Raw genomic sequence first — 14,894 nt, 5'->3', positions numbered from 1 at the left:
TCGCTTGGTCAAAACGCCTAGCATGATGCCCCGCCCGTGCCAATTGGCCGGAACGCCATTCACTCTCGACAAATCCCCCCGCGCTTGTCAATTTCGAAGGTGGCCGAGAGCTTCACATTCACGGAGACCGGGTTTTGAATGACCATGCCTGAGGATCGGCTGACGACGCTGGAAATCCGCGCCGCCGAGCAGGAAAAGACGATCGAGGAACTGTCCGGCCAGCTCGCCGAGCAATGGAAGGTGATCGAGCGCATGGAACGCAAGCTTGCCGCCCTTGCCGACCGGTTCCTCGCCCTGGAGGAGCAGGCGTCTCCCGACGTGCCGGTGACCAAGCCGCCGCACTGGTGAGCCGTAAGAAAACGAGCTTTAAGAAGGACGGTCATGCCAGGTGAAGGAGACCGCATCGCAAGGGCCGGCGACTATGTTTTCGGTCTGATGGATGAACGGGAGCGGGCGTGCGCCGAGCGCGACCTTAAGGTCGACCCCGCCTTTCGCAATGCTGTGCTGAGGCTTGCCGAGCGCATGCGTGGCTTGGGTCCGGCAGAGCCGGCAAACGCGGTTTCCGACGAGCGCTGGCGCCTTGTCCAGCGCGGGCTCGCCGACCTGCCGCAGCTGCGGCTTGCCGGCCTCGCCGACGCCGAAGCGAGGCCGCCGCCCATTGTGATCCACAGGCTCGAGCGCAAGCCTTACGGAGTCGGTCTGCATTCCCTCGGTCGCAGGCTTGGATTTGTGATCGCGCTCGCCCTGCTGGCAGTTTTCGCGCTAGGCTATCTCGCCGGCTCGCTATGAACAGCAGTCCGGGAAGCACGATGAGCCAGCCAGAACCAATCGAGGCTCTGCGATCTGCCTTGCAAAACGCCTGGTCTGTCGAGACTTCCTCGAAGTGGTTGCCGGAAAATCCGGCAAAGGGCCAGTGCAGTGTTTCAGCGCTCGTCGTTCAGGATCTCCTCGGAGGCGATATCGCAAAAACCGATGTCGACGGCGCCTGGCATTTTTACAATCTCGTAGATGGCAGGCGTCTGGATTTCTCTCAAAGTCAATTCCCTGTGCCCCCAACCTACCTCGATCTTCGATCGGATCGCAGCGAAGCCTTTTCTGATACCTCGCTTGAGCAGTATCGTATCTTGAAAGAGCGGATCCAGGCGATGATGTCCAAACGTTGAGCGATTCAGCTTTCCACAGAACGCTGCCTCGCTCCACTTTGGGGGCTGCCGGAAAAGCGAAACCGCCGGGCTTTCGCCCGGCGGTCCAAAAATCCAGCTCCGTCGCTGATCAATATGGGCAGTTGTTGTCCGAGGTGTAGTCATGCACCTCGATCTTGCCGGCGATGATGTCGGCCTTGGCCTTTTCGACAGCGGCCTTCATCTCGTCGGTCACCAGCGCCTTGTTGTTGTCATCCATGGCGTAGTCGACTCCGCCTTCCTTGAGGCCGAGGTTTTCGACGCCGCCCTTGAAGGTGCCGTTCTTGCCGTCCATGAAGGCGTTGTACACGGCAACGTCGACGCGCTTCAGCATCGAGGTCAGCACCTTGCCGGGCTGCAGCCCGTTCTGGTTGGAATCGACGCCGATGCCGAGCTTGCCGGCATCTGCCGCCGCCTGCAGCACGCCGACTCCGGTGCCGCCGGCGGCCGCGTAGACGACGTCGGAGCCCTGGTCGATTTGCGTCTTGGCGATCTCGCCACCCTTGGCCGGGTCATTCCATGCCGCCGGCGTGTCACCGGTCATGTTCTGGATGACCTCGGTTGCGCCCGCGGATTTGGCACCCCCGACATAGCCGCATTCGAACTTGCGGATCAGCGGAATGTCCATGCCGCCGACGAAGCTGACCTTCTTCGACTTCGAGGCCATCGCCGCCATGATGCCGACGAGGTAGGAGCCCTCGTTCTCCTTGAAGACCAGCGAGCGGACATTGGGCAGGTCGACGGCATCGTCGATGATGGCGAAGTTGAGGTCGGTATATTCTGCCGCGACCTTCTTCAGCGCATCTTCCCAGGCAAAGCCGGCCATCACGATCGGGTTGCGGCCGTCCTCGGCGAAGCGGCGCAGCGCCTGCTCGCGCTGCGAGGCGTTGGACACTTCGAATTCGACGTAAGCGACCCCGGTTTCGGCCTTGAACTTCTCGGCGCCATGAAAGGCGGCCTCGTTGAAGGATTTGTCGAACTTGCCGCCCAGATCGTAGAGGATGGCCGGCTGCACATCCGCGGCGAAGGCCGGAAGAACCATTGCGGTTGCGGCCAGGAGGCCGAGAACGATACGTTTCATGTGATCCACACCCTGTCGGTTATTTTCCGTTGCACCGCTGACCTGCCCGGTTCTCCGGCGGGCATGCGGCACCGGCAGGAAGTGCGTGCCCCTCCCGCTCGCGGCCAATCTGGCACGGCCCGAAACAAAATTCACGCGGAATTTTGACCTTTTGGAAAACCGGACGGACGGGCCAGTTCAGCCCATGCGACCGCGGTTCGTGTCAGTTGCTGGGAGCGAATTCATGGCGCCGCCGCCGGTAGCCGACGGCGTAGAGCAGGAACGCCAGCAGCGCGAACACCGCGAAGCCCGGCTGGCCGAGCACCCAGGCGATGGCGGCGTCCCAGACCAGCGGATTGGCCTTGGCGCGCACATAGGTCTCGAAGGCCGCGCGGGTATCGGGCGACACCGCGAGCCAACTGGTGTTGAGCGGCGTCATGACGAGGGCCGATGCCGCGACCGAGCGTGTAGCGTCGATCACCGCCATGATCACGGAAATCGACAGCGCAACCATTGCCGCCAGCCGGAAGATGAAACGCAGCATCCAACGCTCCCCGGGAAAGCTCCCATCTGCCCCGCAACCGACATAGGGCCTGCGCTGCCGGCGCGCAATCGCGACACGCGATTTTGAACCGCGCATTCCCCGCTGAAAAATCCGGCCCCACCCTTTTTTGGAAGGGATCTTTAGGCCGCCGGCGCTGTCTTTCGCCGGTTGACGCGCCAGACGGCGAAGATTGCGCCCGCGATCGCCCCGACCACCAGCCCTGCAAGGCCGACGAAGACGGCGAAAAACCCGCAGGCGCCCTCGAAGCAGCTCATATGGGTTGCGTCCGCGATCAGCGACCCTGCGAAAAATCCGGCGCAGGCGCCGATGGCGCCGCCGACGATGATTCCGAGCAAGGCCGCAAGCAGCGAGACCAGCAGCGACGGGCGCTCGGTCTCAGGATTGGCATAGACCGCTTCGGCTCCGGCACCGCGCCGCAGCAAATAGATGCAGAGCAGGCCGATGGCGATTTCGGCGATCGTGAAGCCCAGCGCTTCGGCCGAGAAGACGAAGTCGGGCACCATGAGCGTGTAGGCCTGCCGCAGGACGAGCCACAGAATGATGGCCCCCTGCCAGATGGTGTAGTGGCGTGGGAAACGCGCCGACCGGTTGAAGGCAAGGCCAAGCAGGTAAAGGCCCCACAGAATGGTGACGACGCCGCCGGCCAGCCCGCTGTAGATCAGGAAGGAGACGCTTTCCGGCAGGTTGAAGTCACCGATCAGCCGCCAGTTCGAGATCAGGCCGTAGGCGGATAGGCCCATGACGATGATCAGCCAGGCTACCGGGACGTAGGAGAGCCCGCTGTCCGGCCTGCCCCTCGGTTGCTGGTCGATCGACGCCATGTCAGGACGATGCCCCCTCGCAAAGCCCAGGCAGTTCCAGGAAAAGCACAGCGGTTGTCGCGTCCGGAATTGCGCAGAAAACAGTGAATTCAGGCACTCGACAGGCCGCCGGGGCCGAAGTCAAGCGCGGCAACCCGGCCGAAACGGCCTGTGCACATCATTCCAACGCCGGCCCCTTTGTGAAAGCCCGGCTTGATGCATGTCGCCCGAAAGTGTGCAGCGGTTCCGGGACAATCAAAGCGCGCCGCCTCATTCCGTTTCAGAGCGACGCGCTTTAAGGCCATCCACGGCAAAAGCCTTTGCGATGCCATTATGGCTTGGCATTCGCTTTAGGATCGACTAGATGAGCCCCGCGCCTTGTTTGCCTGAACGGCTGCAGGCGCTGGGAAAGGGCTGCCCGCCGGTTGAAGGCACCCCCATCTGGTCCCGACTGGGACTTCCCGAAGGAGATGCATCTCCCAACCCGCGCGGCGAAACCGGCCGGCGCGAATGCAAGGACGGAGAGGTGGCCGAGTGGTTGAAGGCGCACGCCTGGAAAGTGTGTTTACGGGAAACCGTAACGCGGGTTCGAATCCCGCTCTCTCCGCCAGCAAACCGTTGAGGTTCGCATCGCTCCGCCTAGTCCAACAGAGCCGCTGCGCTACGCTTTTCGCACTCCCCATTCCCCAAGATCGTTGACCAGCATCAAGGCGACACGGCGGAATGCGACGCGCATCTTGTCGACAGGAGGACCTGAGAGCTGCATGCTGGCGATCGCCTGATCCATAAGCGCCAGCCAGTCCTCGGCGTCGGCTGCCGAGATCGGCACATGCGCATGCATGAGGCGCACGTCCATGTGACCGTGCTTTTCCAGATAATGGCGGGGACCGCCGAGGAAGCCGCACAGGAAGTTGAATTGTTCTTCGCGCGCGTGGTCGACACCATGTCCGCGAAAAAGCAATCGCAACAACGACTTTCCGCGTGGATCCGTCTCGATCAGATCGTAGAAGGCGTTGACCAAGCCGCGCAGCACCGTTTCGCCGCCGATCTGCGAGAGAAGGCTGTCTCTTGCGAGTGGTTCCATATCGTCAGGGCTGTGGACGAGGTTTCTTGGAGCGGTGGTGCGGCAGCGACAAGTGCGTCGCCATAAGTCGCGCCTGACGAAGCTGCGGCGGGCCACAACGTTTCGAAGGATAGAGCGTGTTCGGCATCGGGCACTCCTCCATCGACGAGTTGCACATATGGAAAATATCTTTAATGAGAAGAATAATGTACAGGCATGATCGACGCAAGCTGTATCGATCTGAATCCAAGACAGGAGGTCTTAGCCATGTCCCGGTCTGACGACAGCCGCTATCTCAAGGGTGGCCCGGTCGCAAATCGCATCATCGCTTCCGTGCGCGACGAAGCGGCGATCGCCACCGCCGAAGGCTTTGCGCCGAAGCTGGTGTCGATCACCGTCGGCGACACCGCCGCGGTCGAGGTCTATGTCCGCAACCAGCGCGCCAAGGCCGAGCTTGCCGGCATCGGCTTCGAGGAGCGGCGCTTCGCCGCCGATATCACAGCAGGCGAGCTGGAAGCGGCGATCCACGGGCTCAACGCCGATCCGCGCGTCACCGGCATCATCATCCAGCGGCCGGTCCCGGCGCATATCCCGATCAAGACGCTGCAGGCGGCGGTGCATCCGCTCAAGGACGTCGAGGGCATGCATCCGGCTTCGATCGGCAACATCGTCTACAACCAACTCGATCTCGCCCCGTGCACGGCAGCTGCTTCCGTCCAACTGCTGAAAGAGACGGGTCTCGACCTCAAGGGGCTCGAGGTAGTGGTCGTCGGCCATTCCGAGATCGTCGGCAAGCCGATCGCCTTCCTGCTGATGAGCGAGGGCGCCACCGTGACGGTGTGCCATCACATGACGCGCTCGGTGGCGGCGCATGCGCGGCGCGCCGATGCGCTGTTCGTCGCCGTCGGGAAGCCGCGGCTGATCAAGGCCGACATGGTCAAGCCGGGTGCTGCCGTGATCGACATCGGCATCAATGCGGAGACCGGACCGGACGGCGAAAGCCGCATCGTCGGCGACGTCGACACCGACAGCGTCAGGCACGTCGCCTCATGGATCACGCCGGTGCCGGGCGGCGTCGGCCCGATCACGGTGGCGATCCTGCTGCGCAACACCATGGTCGCGCTCAGCCGCCAGCGCGCGCTCTACCAGGCGACCTATGGCGTGGCGGACAAGCTCGCGGCGGAGTGAAGGCGCGAGCGAGCGCACGATCCATATTGATTGCGGGAGCGTCGGCAGAATGCTTTCAGCGCGACGCGCTTTACTGCGCGTCGCGCAAAAGTGTGCAGCCTGGATCCCCTTCAGCGCGACCCGCTTTAAGAGTTTCGTTGGGAGCCACGGTTTCTCTCGCTCGCAAACAGACCGACCGCCATCGCGCGGTTACGGACATCGAGTTTGTCATACAGGTTCTTCAGATGGTATTTCACCGTATTTTCCGAGATCCCGGTACGTGTGGCGATCTGCAGGTTCGTCCAGCCATCGGCAAGAACGCTGAGAAGCTCCCGCTCGCGCGGCGTGAGCTTCGAAAGCGGCGACTCGTTGATTCTTGAAACATCGACATAGGGGATGCAGATACGGCCGTGCGCGACCGCCAGCAGCGTGTCGAAAAGTATGCAGGGATCCTCGAACTGGTAGCAAAACCCCTGTACGCCAAGGTGCACGCATTGCTTCAGGATCGCCACGTCGTGGTCGTTGGAGAAAATGATGACGCGCGCGGAAAGCTTTCGTCGCTGCAACTCCGACAGCACCATGCCGCCGTCCATGTCGGAGAGCTTCCAGCCCAGCACCGCGATGTCGAACGCCGGTTGGCCTTGGGCGACTGAATCCAGGAACGCTTCACCGGTCTGGACGCTGCCGACCATCTCGAACCGGCTGTCGCGATCGATCATGCCGCCGAGTGCGGTCACCACCAGCGGGTTGCGCTCGCCAACAAGCACCTTGAACGTGCCATTGGCGGACACCGGCGCGGCGTTCATTTCTGAACCCGAAAGCTCCCCGTGCCGCAGCTCATCAACCTCGTTTGCCAATTGTCCTGACACGGTTCTTCAATTGTAGATCGGGAACCGGCGAAGCAGCGCAGCGACCTCTTCGCGCACATTCGCCTCAACTTCACCGTTGCCTTGCTCACCGTTGGCCGACAGGCCGTCGATCACCTTCATCGTCAGTTGCCCGACCAGGCGAAACTCATCGGCGAGGAAGCCGCGCGTGGTGCAGGCTGGCGTGCCCAGGCGAACGCCAGAAGTGACTGCCGGTCCCTGCGGATCGAACGGGATGCCATTCTTGTTGCAGGTGATGTGGGCGCGCCCAAGCGCGGCTTCGACGGCCTTGCCGGTCAAATTCTTGCGCCTGAGGTCGACAAGCATGAGATGTGTGTCGGTACCTCCCGACACGATGTCGACACCACCCGATACCAATATATCTGCGAGTTCCTTTGCGTTGGCCACCACATTGGTCGCGTAGCTCCGGAACTGCGGCGTCAGCGCCTCGCCGAAGGCGACTGCCTTGGCGGCAATGACATGCATCAGCGGGCCGCCCTGCAGGCCCGGAAACACCGAGGAACTGATCTTCTTGCCGATGTCCTCGTCATTGGACAGCACCATGCCCCCGCGCGGACCGCGCAGCGTCTTGTGCGTCGTGGTCGTAACCACATGCGCATGCGGCAACGGACTAGGATGCACGCCGCCGGCGACGAGGCCGGCAAAATGCGCCATATCGACGAACAATTTTGCGTTGACCTCGTCGCATATTTCGCGAAACGCCGCAAAATCGATGACGCGCGGATAGGCCGAACCGCCCGCAAGGATTACTTTCGGCCTGTGCTTGCGCGCCAGATCCCGGACTTCGTCCAGATCGATGCGCTGGTCCTGCTGCCGCACCCCGTACGAGACCACGTTGAACCACTTGCCCGACTGGTTCACTGGCGAGCCGTGGGTAAGATGTCCGCCGGCTGCCAAGTTCAATCCCATGAACGTGTCGCCGGGCTGCATCAGCGCCATGAACACGGACTGGTTTGCCTGGCTGCCCGAATGCGGCTGGACATTGACATAGCGGCAGTCGAACAGGCTCTTCGCCCGCTCCCGCGCCAGATCCTCGACTTCGTCGACATACTGGCATCCGCCATAATAGCGGCGGCCCGGATAGCCTTCGGCATATTTGTTGGTGAGCACGGACCCTTGCGCCTCGAGCACCGCCTTGGAGACGATGTTTTCCGATGCGATCAATTCGATCTCGTCGCGCTGCCGGTGCAGTTCGCGCTGCATTGCGTCACTGACGGCCGCATCGCTTTGAGCCACGCCTGCGCGAAAGAATTGAACCAGGCTGCCGACGCCTGGCCTTGTGGGTATGTTCATGTGTTCCTCCCTCTGCGCGTCGCCCGGCGCTATCCGGTCCAGCCGAGTCCGGCTGAGATGCAATTGATCGAAAGAAGGAGCGCGTTGACGGCCCGCTGCGAGCCGGAAGAGGCCTTGGCGCGCTCGCGCACCTCCTGCAGAAGTGTGACCTGCAAGGCGTGGATGCTGTCCATCTCCGGCCTGATGCGGTCGAAACTGCGCTTGAACGCCGGAAAGCGCAGCGAAAAATCGGTGCCACCGGCGATATCGACGATCATTCGGCTGGTCAGGGCGTATTCGGCGGCAATCTTGCGGTAGATGCGCTCGCCGATCTCGCGGTCGCTGACGAGTTCGGCATATTGGCGACCGATATCCATATCCGCCTGGTAAAGCGTCTTGTCGACCTCATCGATGACAAGACGAAAGAAGCGTGAGCGCTCAAACAGCTGGCGCAGCAGTTCGCGACCGGACTCTCCGCGAACCGTCACGAACGCGTTGATGGCGCTCCCGATACCGTACCAGCCGGTCAGCAGATGGCGATTTTGGCTCCAGGCGAAAACCCAGGGAATCGCCCGCAGATGAGCAATGTCGCGCGCGCCGAAACGCCGGGCCGGACGGGAGCCGATCTTCAGAAGCGCCAACTCTTCGACCGGGCTTGCCTGGTTGAAATAGCCGATGAAACCGGGCTCGCCGATAAGGCCGGCATAGGCCGCCTGCGACATGCCGGTAAGCGCCTCGAGCGCTTCATTGAATTCCGGGTTGTCGCGCAGCTCCGCTTCGTTCGCAGACTTCAGGCTGTGCGCGAACACACTGGCGGCGAGGATCTCCAGCTGATGCAGCCCCGTGCCGCGATTTGCGAATTTCGAAGAGACTACCTCGCCCTGTTCGGTCACCCGCATCGCCCCGGCCACCGTGCCGGCGGGTTGCGCGGCAATGGCCCGGCCCGTCGGCGCTCCGCCGCGGCTGACGGAACCGCCACGTCCATGGAAGAAACGGATGCCGATGCCTCGTTTGGCGCCGAGGGCAGCGAGACGCTTTTGCGCCTTGTTCAGTTCCCAGTTGGCCGCCAGGAAGCCGCCATCCTTGTTGGAATCGGAATAGCCCAGCATGATTTCCTGTCGGTTGCCGAATTCGCGGACAGAGCGGCGAACGATCGACACATCGATAAGTTGCTCGAGAATTGCCGGCGCCGCGCGCAGATCGGCGATCGTTTCGAACAGCGGAACCACCTGAAGATTGATGGTGCCGCTGCCGTCGGCAGCCGTCGCCAATCCGCAAAATTGTGCGAGCGCGTAGACGGAAAGAATATCATCCGCCGAGCGGGTCATGCTCAGAATGAATGCCCCAATGGCGCCACTTCGCTCGGCCGCCGCATCCCGCACCACGGTCATCAGATCGACCAATTCGCGAGCTTCATCGGACACCCGTTCGAGGTCGATTTTCGGTCTTTCGCCGTTACGCAGAATCTCGCGGATACGTTGCGACCATTTGGCCGTGTCAGGCTGCGGTGCTTGCTCGCCGGGCTTGCCGGCGGCAAGGAGTTCGGCCAGCACACGATTCACCACGGTCGAGTTCTGGCGGATGTCGAGCGCTACCGTGCTGAAACCGAAGCTTTCGGCTTGTCGCACGACAGGCCGAACCAGGCGACGAGCAGCGGTGCGGGCGCCGACCTGATCGAGCGCCTTCTCCAGACAGCGAAGATCGGCGATGAAGGCCTCCACGTTCGGGTAGGCTGTACCCTGCCCCTTGCCGACATTCATCTCCAGGCGGGCAAGCAGAGCGGCTGCGAACTGGCGGAACGGCTCGTTGGGGTTCCGCGCCGGTATCTCCGCTGCGGCACCGCTGGCCGCCAGCGCGCGCTCGAGAGCCTGTTGGAAGGAATCCGGAATGTCTACGACGTTGGCGCTGACACTGAGCACCGTCACCATTCGGCGAAGTTGACGGATGTGCCACTCGACAGCGGCCTTGCGGTTTTCCGATAGCGCAAAGGCTGTCGTGCGTGCCGTAACGTTGGGATTGCCGTCGCGATCGCCGCCGATCCAGGAGGCGTAACGCATGAACGACGGAACCTTCAGCTCGTAGTTCGGAAAATGGCGTCGTAGAGCCAGCTCGACGGTTTCGTAGAGTATCGGAGTGGCCTCGAAGATAACCTCGCGGAAGAAATGCAGGCCCCAGGCGATCTCGCGCTCGACCGATGGGCGCTCGATCCTGAGCTCGCCGGTCGCCCATAACAACTCGATCTCGCCACGCAGGTCATCGACGAGCAGGTCGCGCTCACGCGGCGCCCAACGCTGTTGCTCGATTTCGGTCAACTTGCGATAGATTCGGCGATGGATTTGCAGCACGGTGACGCGCTTGGCTTCGGTCGGATGCGCGGTCATGGTCGGGCCGACCCAGAGTCCGTCCATCACCTCCTGCACCATTTCGGCCGAATAGCCACCGGCGGCGGCCTCGGCGGCCACGTTGGCAAACGAACCAACGACGTCGTCGGCACCTCCGGCCTGCTCCAGCTCGCGACGCGAGCGGATCGCCAGCAGCTCGTTTGAAATCGTCAGCAGTTGAAACCAGATGCCGGTCGCCTGCAGGGCAGGAATGCGGTACCGTTCCTCCAGCTCACCGATGCTGACTTGTCCGGTCAGAAGCGCCGCAACCTCGGGCTCCCGTTCTTTCACCACCGACACAAGCAGCCGCAGCAGCAGGCTGCGCACGTCCTCGCGGAAACTGACGGGACGCCCCTCCTCCGGCGCGGCGGCGCGTGCTTGGGCCAGGCTGTCACTGCTTAACATCCGTCCGATGTCCTCAACGAGCATGACTGAACTCCAAAATTCCTACCATGAATTTTTTTTTCATACTAGTGGATACGCGGATATACCAGCAGACACCGTTTCACTCAAGTTTGGAAACGCCCGGATGGGTAGAATCCCCATTCGTTCGGGTGGTGGAATGATTGGCCTTATGGGTGCCGGGAGCAGCGCAGCTATCCGGCCCTCGCGCCGTCTGGGGGTAAGCGCACAAAACAGCTTGACGGAAGTGCCGATTGCAGCCAGACTTTATTATTAGGAAAAAAACAAGCCTGACAGGAAACAGGACCCCCGGCAAGGAGAAGCCGGCCCGCTGGGACACTCAAAACTCGAACAATGGGGATTCAAAGCCATGAGCGCTTTAACGGACACCTACACTGAAGGAGCCGCGGGGCAACTGCATAGAACCATTGACTGGCGAGGCGCCTTCTGGGTGGCAAGCGGCGTCCCCGCCCTCGTCCTGTTCTCGATTGGCGGCATTGCCGGGACGACCGGCAAGCTTGCCTTCCTGATCTGGACCGTGTCCATGATCATGGGTTTCATCCAGTCGTTCACCTATGCTGAAATCGCCGGTCTGTTTCCGAACAAATCCGGCGGCGCGTCGGTCTATGGCGCGACGGCGTGGCTGCGTTATTCGAAGTTGATCGCGCCGTTGTCGGTCTGGTGCAACTGGTTCGCGTGGTCGCCGGTGCTGTCGCTCGGCTGCTCCATCGCTGCAGCGTATATCCTCAACTCGCTGGCGCCGGTGCCGATCTTCACCGAGAACTCTCCGGAGGTCCTGGCCTACATCGGCGCCCACGCCGGCACGAGTGCCGCCGACGCCATTACGGCAGTGACGGCCGCCGCAACGCCTGCCGTCCGCAACTGGACGCTCTACAGTCACGTGCTCGGGCCTGTCAGCTTTTCGCTCAACGCTACCTTCTTCATCGGCGCGGTCCTGATGCTGATGATCTTCGCGATCCAGCATCGCGGCATTCTGGGGACCGCCAGCGTGCAGAAATACATTGGTCTGTTGGTGATCGTCCCGATGCTGATCGTCGGTGTCGTCCCGTTCTTCACCGGACAGATCAACTATGACAACTTCTCGCCGCTGGTGCCGCTCGCGGCCGCCTACGCGCCCGAACCCGGCACCTGGAACATCGCGGGATGGACGCTGGCGCTCGGCGGCATGTTTATCGCGGCCTGGTCGACCTACGGCTTCGAGACCGCGGTCTGCTACACGTCCGAATTCAAGAACCCTGGCACCGACACCTTCAAGGCCATCTTCTATTCCGGCCTGCTGTGCATGCTGCTGTTCATCCTGGTGCCCTTCACCTTCCAGGGCGTGCTGGGCCTGAACGGCATGCTGGCGACGCCGATCGTCGATGGCTCGGGCGTCGCAGACGCGCTGGCTGGCATGGTTGGCGGCGGCCAGTTGGTTCACGCCTTGCTGGTGATGCTGATGATCCTGGCACTGGTGCTCTGCATCATGACGGCGATGGCCGGGTCTTCGCGCACCCTCTACCAGGGTTCGGTCGATGGCTGGCTGCCGCGCTATCTCAGCCACGTCAACGAACACGGCGCGCCGACGCGTGCAATGTGGACCGACCTCTGCTTCAACCTGATCGTGCTGGCAATCGCTTCGGCCGACGCGACGAGCTTCTTCTTCATCCTGGCCGTGTCGAACTGCGGCTACATCATCTTCAACTTCCTCAACCTCAACTCCGGCTGGATCCACCGCATCGACAACGGCCATATCGATCGGCCCTGGAAGGCGCCGACCTGGCTGCTGGCGACCGGGGCGGTCTTCGCCTTCGTCAACGCCATGTTCATGGGTGCCGGGGCCAAGGTGTGGAACCCGAAGGCATTGTGGGCTGGCCTGATTACCGCAGCGCTGATCATCCCGGTGTTCTGCTTCCGACACTACATCCAGGACGGTGGCAAGTTCCCGGACCACATGCTGGACGATCTCGGCATGAATTCCGCCGATCTCGCGACCAGGAAAGCTGGCATCCTGCCCTACCTGACGCTGGTGGCGGGTGTGGTCGTGGTGCTCATCGCCAACTGGTTCTTTGTTCTCTGAGCAGCACGGATTCAGCCACCGGCTGAACGGACAAAATCGCCTCCCGGACCGCGTTTACCCTGAACCGCGGTTGTTCAGCCACCGCCCTGCCCGCGCAGGCGGTGGCTTCTTTTTTGCACCGGCGACCGGCGTTTCCATCGAACGACCGCAACGCCGTATGCCGAATATCGGTGCGCGGTCGAACTTGCCCTCTGTGCAACTTTATTTCCTTATGGTAAAACCAGGGCGCAACAGAGATGTCTGATGGCGGTCCTCCCGGGAGCCTGCGAATGCGCATCTTCAGGATCGTTTCTGCCAAGGATTGGAGATGATGCCGATGAAACTGCCTGCCCTCCACGATGGACACTCGCCCATAACACTCCAGCAGGCCTTTCATGAGGCCCTTGAGGCGATCGAAACCAGCCCTGACGCCATCCACAGGCACCGCGTCTCGGTGGAAGGCCGGTGCTTTCCCGTCACCGAGGTTGTCTCGGCGATGCGCGATTGCACCGACCTCGTGCCGATGCGCACATCCGACGTTCTTGCCGTCCTGGCGCGCAGGCTGGATGCCCCGGCGCCTACGGGCAGAACCCATACCTATGGTGACTGGGCCGGGCTGGTTCAGCGCTATTGCCAGAACATGGTAGCGCCGGTCGAGTGGCAGGAAGGTCTGGCCTAGGCCGCCCCGCACATTCGAAATGGACAGAGGCGAAATTTCATTTTCTTCATATGAAATATTCTTTCCTTACAGTTGACTTGCCGCGCAAATGGTTGCAAGCTTTTTGCCAACCATATTGCGAGTTCGGCCGGCTGAGGGCATCGCATGATGTGCCGTTGGCATTCATTCCCAGGAGCGGAGAGAGGCAATGGCTGAGGTGATCGACGGCAAGGCGGCTGCCGCCAGCGTGATTGCAAAGGTGACAAGCGCGAGCAGCGACCTGGCTGCCTCCAGGAATGTAACGCCGGGCCTTGCGGTGATCATCGTCGGGGAGGATCCGGCAAGCCAGGTCTATGTAGCAGCGAAGTCGCGTACGGCGAAGGAATGCGGCTTCAATTCCCTGCAGCATACGCTGCCCGCCGATACCAGCGAAGCCTACCTGATCGACCTGATCGAGGTCTTGAACCGTGACCGGACGATCCATGGCATTCTGGTGCAGCTGCCGCTCCCAGGCCACATCGATGCAGGCAAGGTGATCCAGACGATTGCGCCGGAGAAGGACGTCGACGGCTTCCACTTCGTCAATGTCGGCAAGCTCGGCACTGGTGAGCTCGATACGGCTTTCGTTCCCTGCACACCTGCCGGTTCGATGCTGTTGATCGAGCGCGTGCACGGCAAGGATCTTTCGGGTCTAAACGCTGTCGTCGTGGGCCGCTCCAACATTGTTGGCAAGCCGATGGCGAACCTCTTGCTTGCCGCGAACGCCACGGTCACCGTCGCTCACAGCCGGACCAAAAATTTGCCCGAGCTCTGCCGTGGTGCCGACATCCTCGTCGCGGCTGTCGGCCGGCCGGAAATGATCAGGGGTGAATGGGTGAAGCCCGGAACCACGGTTATTGATGTCGGCATCAACCGCATCGCCGCGCCGGAGAAGGGCAACGGCAAGAACCGCCTGGTCGGCGACGTCGCCTATGCCGAGGCGGCGGACCACGCCGGCGCAATAACACCCGTACCCGGCGGCGTGGGCCCAATGACCATCGCATTGTTGATGGCCAACACGCTGACCTCGGCCTATCTCGCCAGCAACCTGCCGAGGCCACAGTTCTAGGTCCGGCAGCATACATTCCCGACAACCCGATCTTCGAGGCAATTCCCATGGCTGAATTCAAGTCCGACATCGAAATCGCGCGCGCCGCCAAGAAGAAGCAGATCCAGGAGATCGGCGCCAAGATCGGCATTCCGCACGAGCATCTTTTGCCCTATGGCCATGATAAGGCGAAGGTCTCGGCCGAGTTCATCAAGTCGGTGAAGGGCAACCGGGACGGCAAGCTGATCCTGGTCACCGCGATCAACCCGACGCCGGCCGGCGAGGGCAAGACCACGACCACGGTCGGCCTCG

At 62.0% G+C, this 14,894-nt stretch carries 15 protein-coding genes and 1 tRNA gene; 9 read left to right on the top strand and 7 right to left on the bottom strand.

Going from position 1 to position 14,894, the window contains the following annotated elements:
- Positions 1 to 138 precede the first annotated feature (138 nt).
- Genes EN818_RS20055 through EN818_RS20045 form a run of 3 tightly spaced genes read left to right on the top strand, consistent with a single transcriptional unit; the run spans position 139 to position 1,163 of the window.
- The gene (locus tag EN818_RS20055; protein WP_095806354.1) at positions 139 to 348 is read left to right on the top strand and encodes a SlyX family protein; all 210 of its coding nucleotides are present in this window, start codon (positions 139 to 141) and stop codon (positions 346 to 348) included.
- 33 nt (positions 349 to 381) lie between these two features.
- Complete coding sequence (locus EN818_RS20050) at positions 382 to 789, top strand: hypothetical protein (protein ID WP_135904642.1); 408 nt, start codon at positions 382 to 384, stop codon at positions 787 to 789.
- Positions 790 to 809: 20 nt separating this feature from the next.
- Positions 810 to 1,163: a hypothetical protein gene (locus EN818_RS20045; protein ID WP_095806489.1), complete on the top strand. Its 354-nt coding sequence runs from the start codon at positions 810 to 812 to the stop codon at positions 1,161 to 1,163.
- Between the two features lie 109 nt (positions 1,164 to 1,272).
- Here EN818_RS20045 and EN818_RS20040 read toward each other — a convergent pair whose 3' ends face one another.
- From EN818_RS20040 to EN818_RS20030, 3 genes are all read right to left on the bottom strand, one after another.
- Positions 1,273 to 2,262: a BMP family ABC transporter substrate-binding protein gene (locus EN818_RS20040; RefSeq protein ID WP_095806356.1), complete on the bottom strand. Its 990-nt coding sequence runs from the start codon at positions 2,260 to 2,262 to the stop codon at positions 1,273 to 1,275.
- A gap of 202 nt (positions 2,263 to 2,464) precedes the next feature.
- Positions 2,465 to 2,785 (bottom strand): hypothetical protein, encoded by a 321-nt coding sequence (locus EN818_RS20035; protein ID WP_095806357.1) that lies wholly within the window; start codon positions 2,783 to 2,785, stop codon positions 2,465 to 2,467.
- Between the two features lie 140 nt (positions 2,786 to 2,925).
- On the bottom strand, positions 2,926 to 3,627 hold the full coding sequence (locus EN818_RS20030; RefSeq protein WP_095806358.1) for a hypothetical protein: 702 nt from the start codon (positions 3,625 to 3,627) through the stop codon (positions 2,926 to 2,928).
- 499 nt (positions 3,628 to 4,126) lie between these two features.
- Here EN818_RS20030 and EN818_RS20025 point away from each other — a divergent pair.
- Positions 4,127 to 4,216 (top strand) — tRNA-Ser (locus tag EN818_RS20025).
- Positions 4,217 to 4,267: 51 nt separating this feature from the next.
- On the opposite strand, the gene EN818_RS20020 is transcribed toward EN818_RS20025, so the two are convergent.
- Positions 4,268 to 4,690 carry a group II truncated hemoglobin gene (locus tag EN818_RS20020; protein ID WP_095809531.1) on the bottom strand — a complete coding sequence of 141 codons (423 nt, stop codon included), beginning with the start codon at positions 4,688 to 4,690 and terminating at the stop codon, positions 4,268 to 4,270.
- 246 nt (positions 4,691 to 4,936) lie between these two features.
- Between EN818_RS20020 and EN818_RS20015 the strand changes: the two genes are divergently transcribed.
- Positions 4,937 to 5,857 (top strand): bifunctional 5,10-methylenetetrahydrofolate dehydrogenase/5,10-methenyltetrahydrofolate cyclohydrolase, encoded by a 921-nt coding sequence (locus EN818_RS20015; RefSeq protein ID WP_095809532.1) that lies wholly within the window; start codon positions 4,937 to 4,939, stop codon positions 5,855 to 5,857.
- A 125-nt stretch (positions 5,858 to 5,982) separates the two neighbouring features.
- On the opposite strand, the gene EN818_RS20010 is transcribed toward EN818_RS20015, so the two are convergent.
- The 3 genes from EN818_RS20010 to EN818_RS20000 all read right to left on the bottom strand — a co-directional run bounded on the left by EN818_RS20010 (position 5,983) and on the right by EN818_RS20000 (position 10,805).
- Complete coding sequence (locus EN818_RS20010; protein ID WP_095809533.1) at positions 5,983 to 6,642, bottom strand: response regulator transcription factor; 660 nt, start codon at positions 6,640 to 6,642, stop codon at positions 5,983 to 5,985.
- A 69-nt stretch (positions 6,643 to 6,711) separates the two neighbouring features.
- Positions 6,712 to 8,016: a serine hydroxymethyltransferase gene (glyA, locus tag EN818_RS20005; protein ID WP_095809534.1), complete on the bottom strand. Its 1,305-nt coding sequence runs from the start codon at positions 8,014 to 8,016 to the stop codon at positions 6,712 to 6,714.
- Between the two features lie 29 nt (positions 8,017 to 8,045).
- Positions 8,046 to 10,805, bottom strand: coding sequence for a phosphoenolpyruvate carboxylase (locus EN818_RS20000; RefSeq protein ID WP_245518824.1), 2,760 nt, complete (start codon positions 10,803 to 10,805; stop codon positions 8,046 to 8,048).
- Between the two features lie 343 nt (positions 10,806 to 11,148).
- Between EN818_RS20000 and EN818_RS19995 the strand changes: the two genes are divergently transcribed.
- From EN818_RS19995 to EN818_RS19980, 4 genes are all read left to right on the top strand, one after another.
- Positions 11,149 to 12,858 carry an APC family permease gene (locus EN818_RS19995; protein WP_135904644.1) on the top strand — a complete coding sequence of 570 codons (1,710 nt, stop codon included), beginning with the start codon at positions 11,149 to 11,151 and terminating at the stop codon, positions 12,856 to 12,858.
- Positions 12,859 to 13,174: 316 nt separating this feature from the next.
- Positions 13,175 to 13,516 carry a hypothetical protein gene (locus EN818_RS19990; protein ID WP_129553807.1) on the top strand — a complete coding sequence of 114 codons (342 nt, stop codon included), beginning with the start codon at positions 13,175 to 13,177 and terminating at the stop codon, positions 13,514 to 13,516.
- Positions 13,517 to 13,703: 187 nt separating this feature from the next.
- Positions 13,704 to 14,603 carry a bifunctional methylenetetrahydrofolate dehydrogenase/methenyltetrahydrofolate cyclohydrolase gene (locus EN818_RS19985; protein WP_095809537.1) on the top strand — a complete coding sequence of 300 codons (900 nt, stop codon included), beginning with the start codon at positions 13,704 to 13,706 and terminating at the stop codon, positions 14,601 to 14,603.
- Between the two features lie 47 nt (positions 14,604 to 14,650).
- The coding region (locus EN818_RS19980) for a formate--tetrahydrofolate ligase (protein ID WP_135906542.1) at positions 14,651 to 14,894 on the top strand (244 nt) is incomplete at its 3' end.

It is taken from the genome of Mesorhizobium sp. M3A.F.Ca.ET.175.01.1.1, assembly GCF_004791945.1.
GTDB lineage: Bacteria > Pseudomonadota > Alphaproteobacteria > Rhizobiales > Rhizobiaceae > Mesorhizobium.
This window is presented reverse-complemented; position numbering and strand designations above follow the sequence as displayed.

Excerpts from the sequence above, each read along its gene's own strand:
- EN818_RS20050 (WP_135904642.1), top strand. The coding sequence starts at position 382 with ATGCCAGGTGAAGGAGACCGCATCGCAAGGGCCGGCGACTATGTTTTC.
- EN818_RS20040 (WP_095806356.1), bottom strand. The coding sequence starts at position 2,262 with ATGAAACGTATCGTTCTCGGCCTCCTGGCCGCAACCGCAATGGTTCTT.
- EN818_RS20030 (WP_095806358.1), bottom strand. The coding sequence starts at position 3,627 with ATGGCGTCGATCGACCAGCAACCGAGGGGCAGGCCGGACAGCGGGCTC.
- EN818_RS19985 (WP_095809537.1), top strand. The coding sequence starts at position 13,704 with ATGGCTGAGGTGATCGACGGCAAGGCGGCTGCCGCCAGCGTGATTGCA.
- EN818_RS19995 (WP_135904644.1), top strand. The coding sequence starts at position 11,149 with ATGAGCGCTTTAACGGACACCTACACTGAAGGAGCCGCGGGGCAACTG.
- EN818_RS20015 (WP_095809532.1), top strand. The coding sequence starts at position 4,937 with ATGTCCCGGTCTGACGACAGCCGCTATCTCAAGGGTGGCCCGGTCGCA.
- glyA (WP_095809534.1), bottom strand. The coding sequence starts at position 8,016 with ATGAACATACCCACAAGGCCAGGCGTCGGCAGCCTGGTTCAATTCTTT.
- EN818_RS20010 (WP_095809533.1), bottom strand. The coding sequence starts at position 6,642 with ATGAACGCCGCGCCGGTGTCCGCCAATGGCACGTTCAAGGTGCTTGTT.
- EN818_RS20045 (WP_095806489.1), top strand. The coding sequence starts at position 810 with ATGAGCCAGCCAGAACCAATCGAGGCTCTGCGATCTGCCTTGCAAAAC.
- EN818_RS20035 (WP_095806357.1), bottom strand. The coding sequence starts at position 2,785 with ATGCTGCGTTTCATCTTCCGGCTGGCGGCAATGGTTGCGCTGTCGATT.
- EN818_RS20055 (WP_095806354.1), top strand. The coding sequence starts at position 139 with ATGACCATGCCTGAGGATCGGCTGACGACGCTGGAAATCCGCGCCGCC.
- EN818_RS20020 (WP_095809531.1), bottom strand. The coding sequence starts at position 4,690 with ATGGAACCACTCGCAAGAGACAGCCTTCTCTCGCAGATCGGCGGCGAA.
- EN818_RS20000 (WP_245518824.1), bottom strand. The coding sequence starts at position 10,805 with ATGCTCGTTGAGGACATCGGACGGATGTTAAGCAGTGACAGCCTGGCC.
- EN818_RS19990 (WP_129553807.1), top strand. The coding sequence starts at position 13,175 with ATGAAACTGCCTGCCCTCCACGATGGACACTCGCCCATAACACTCCAG.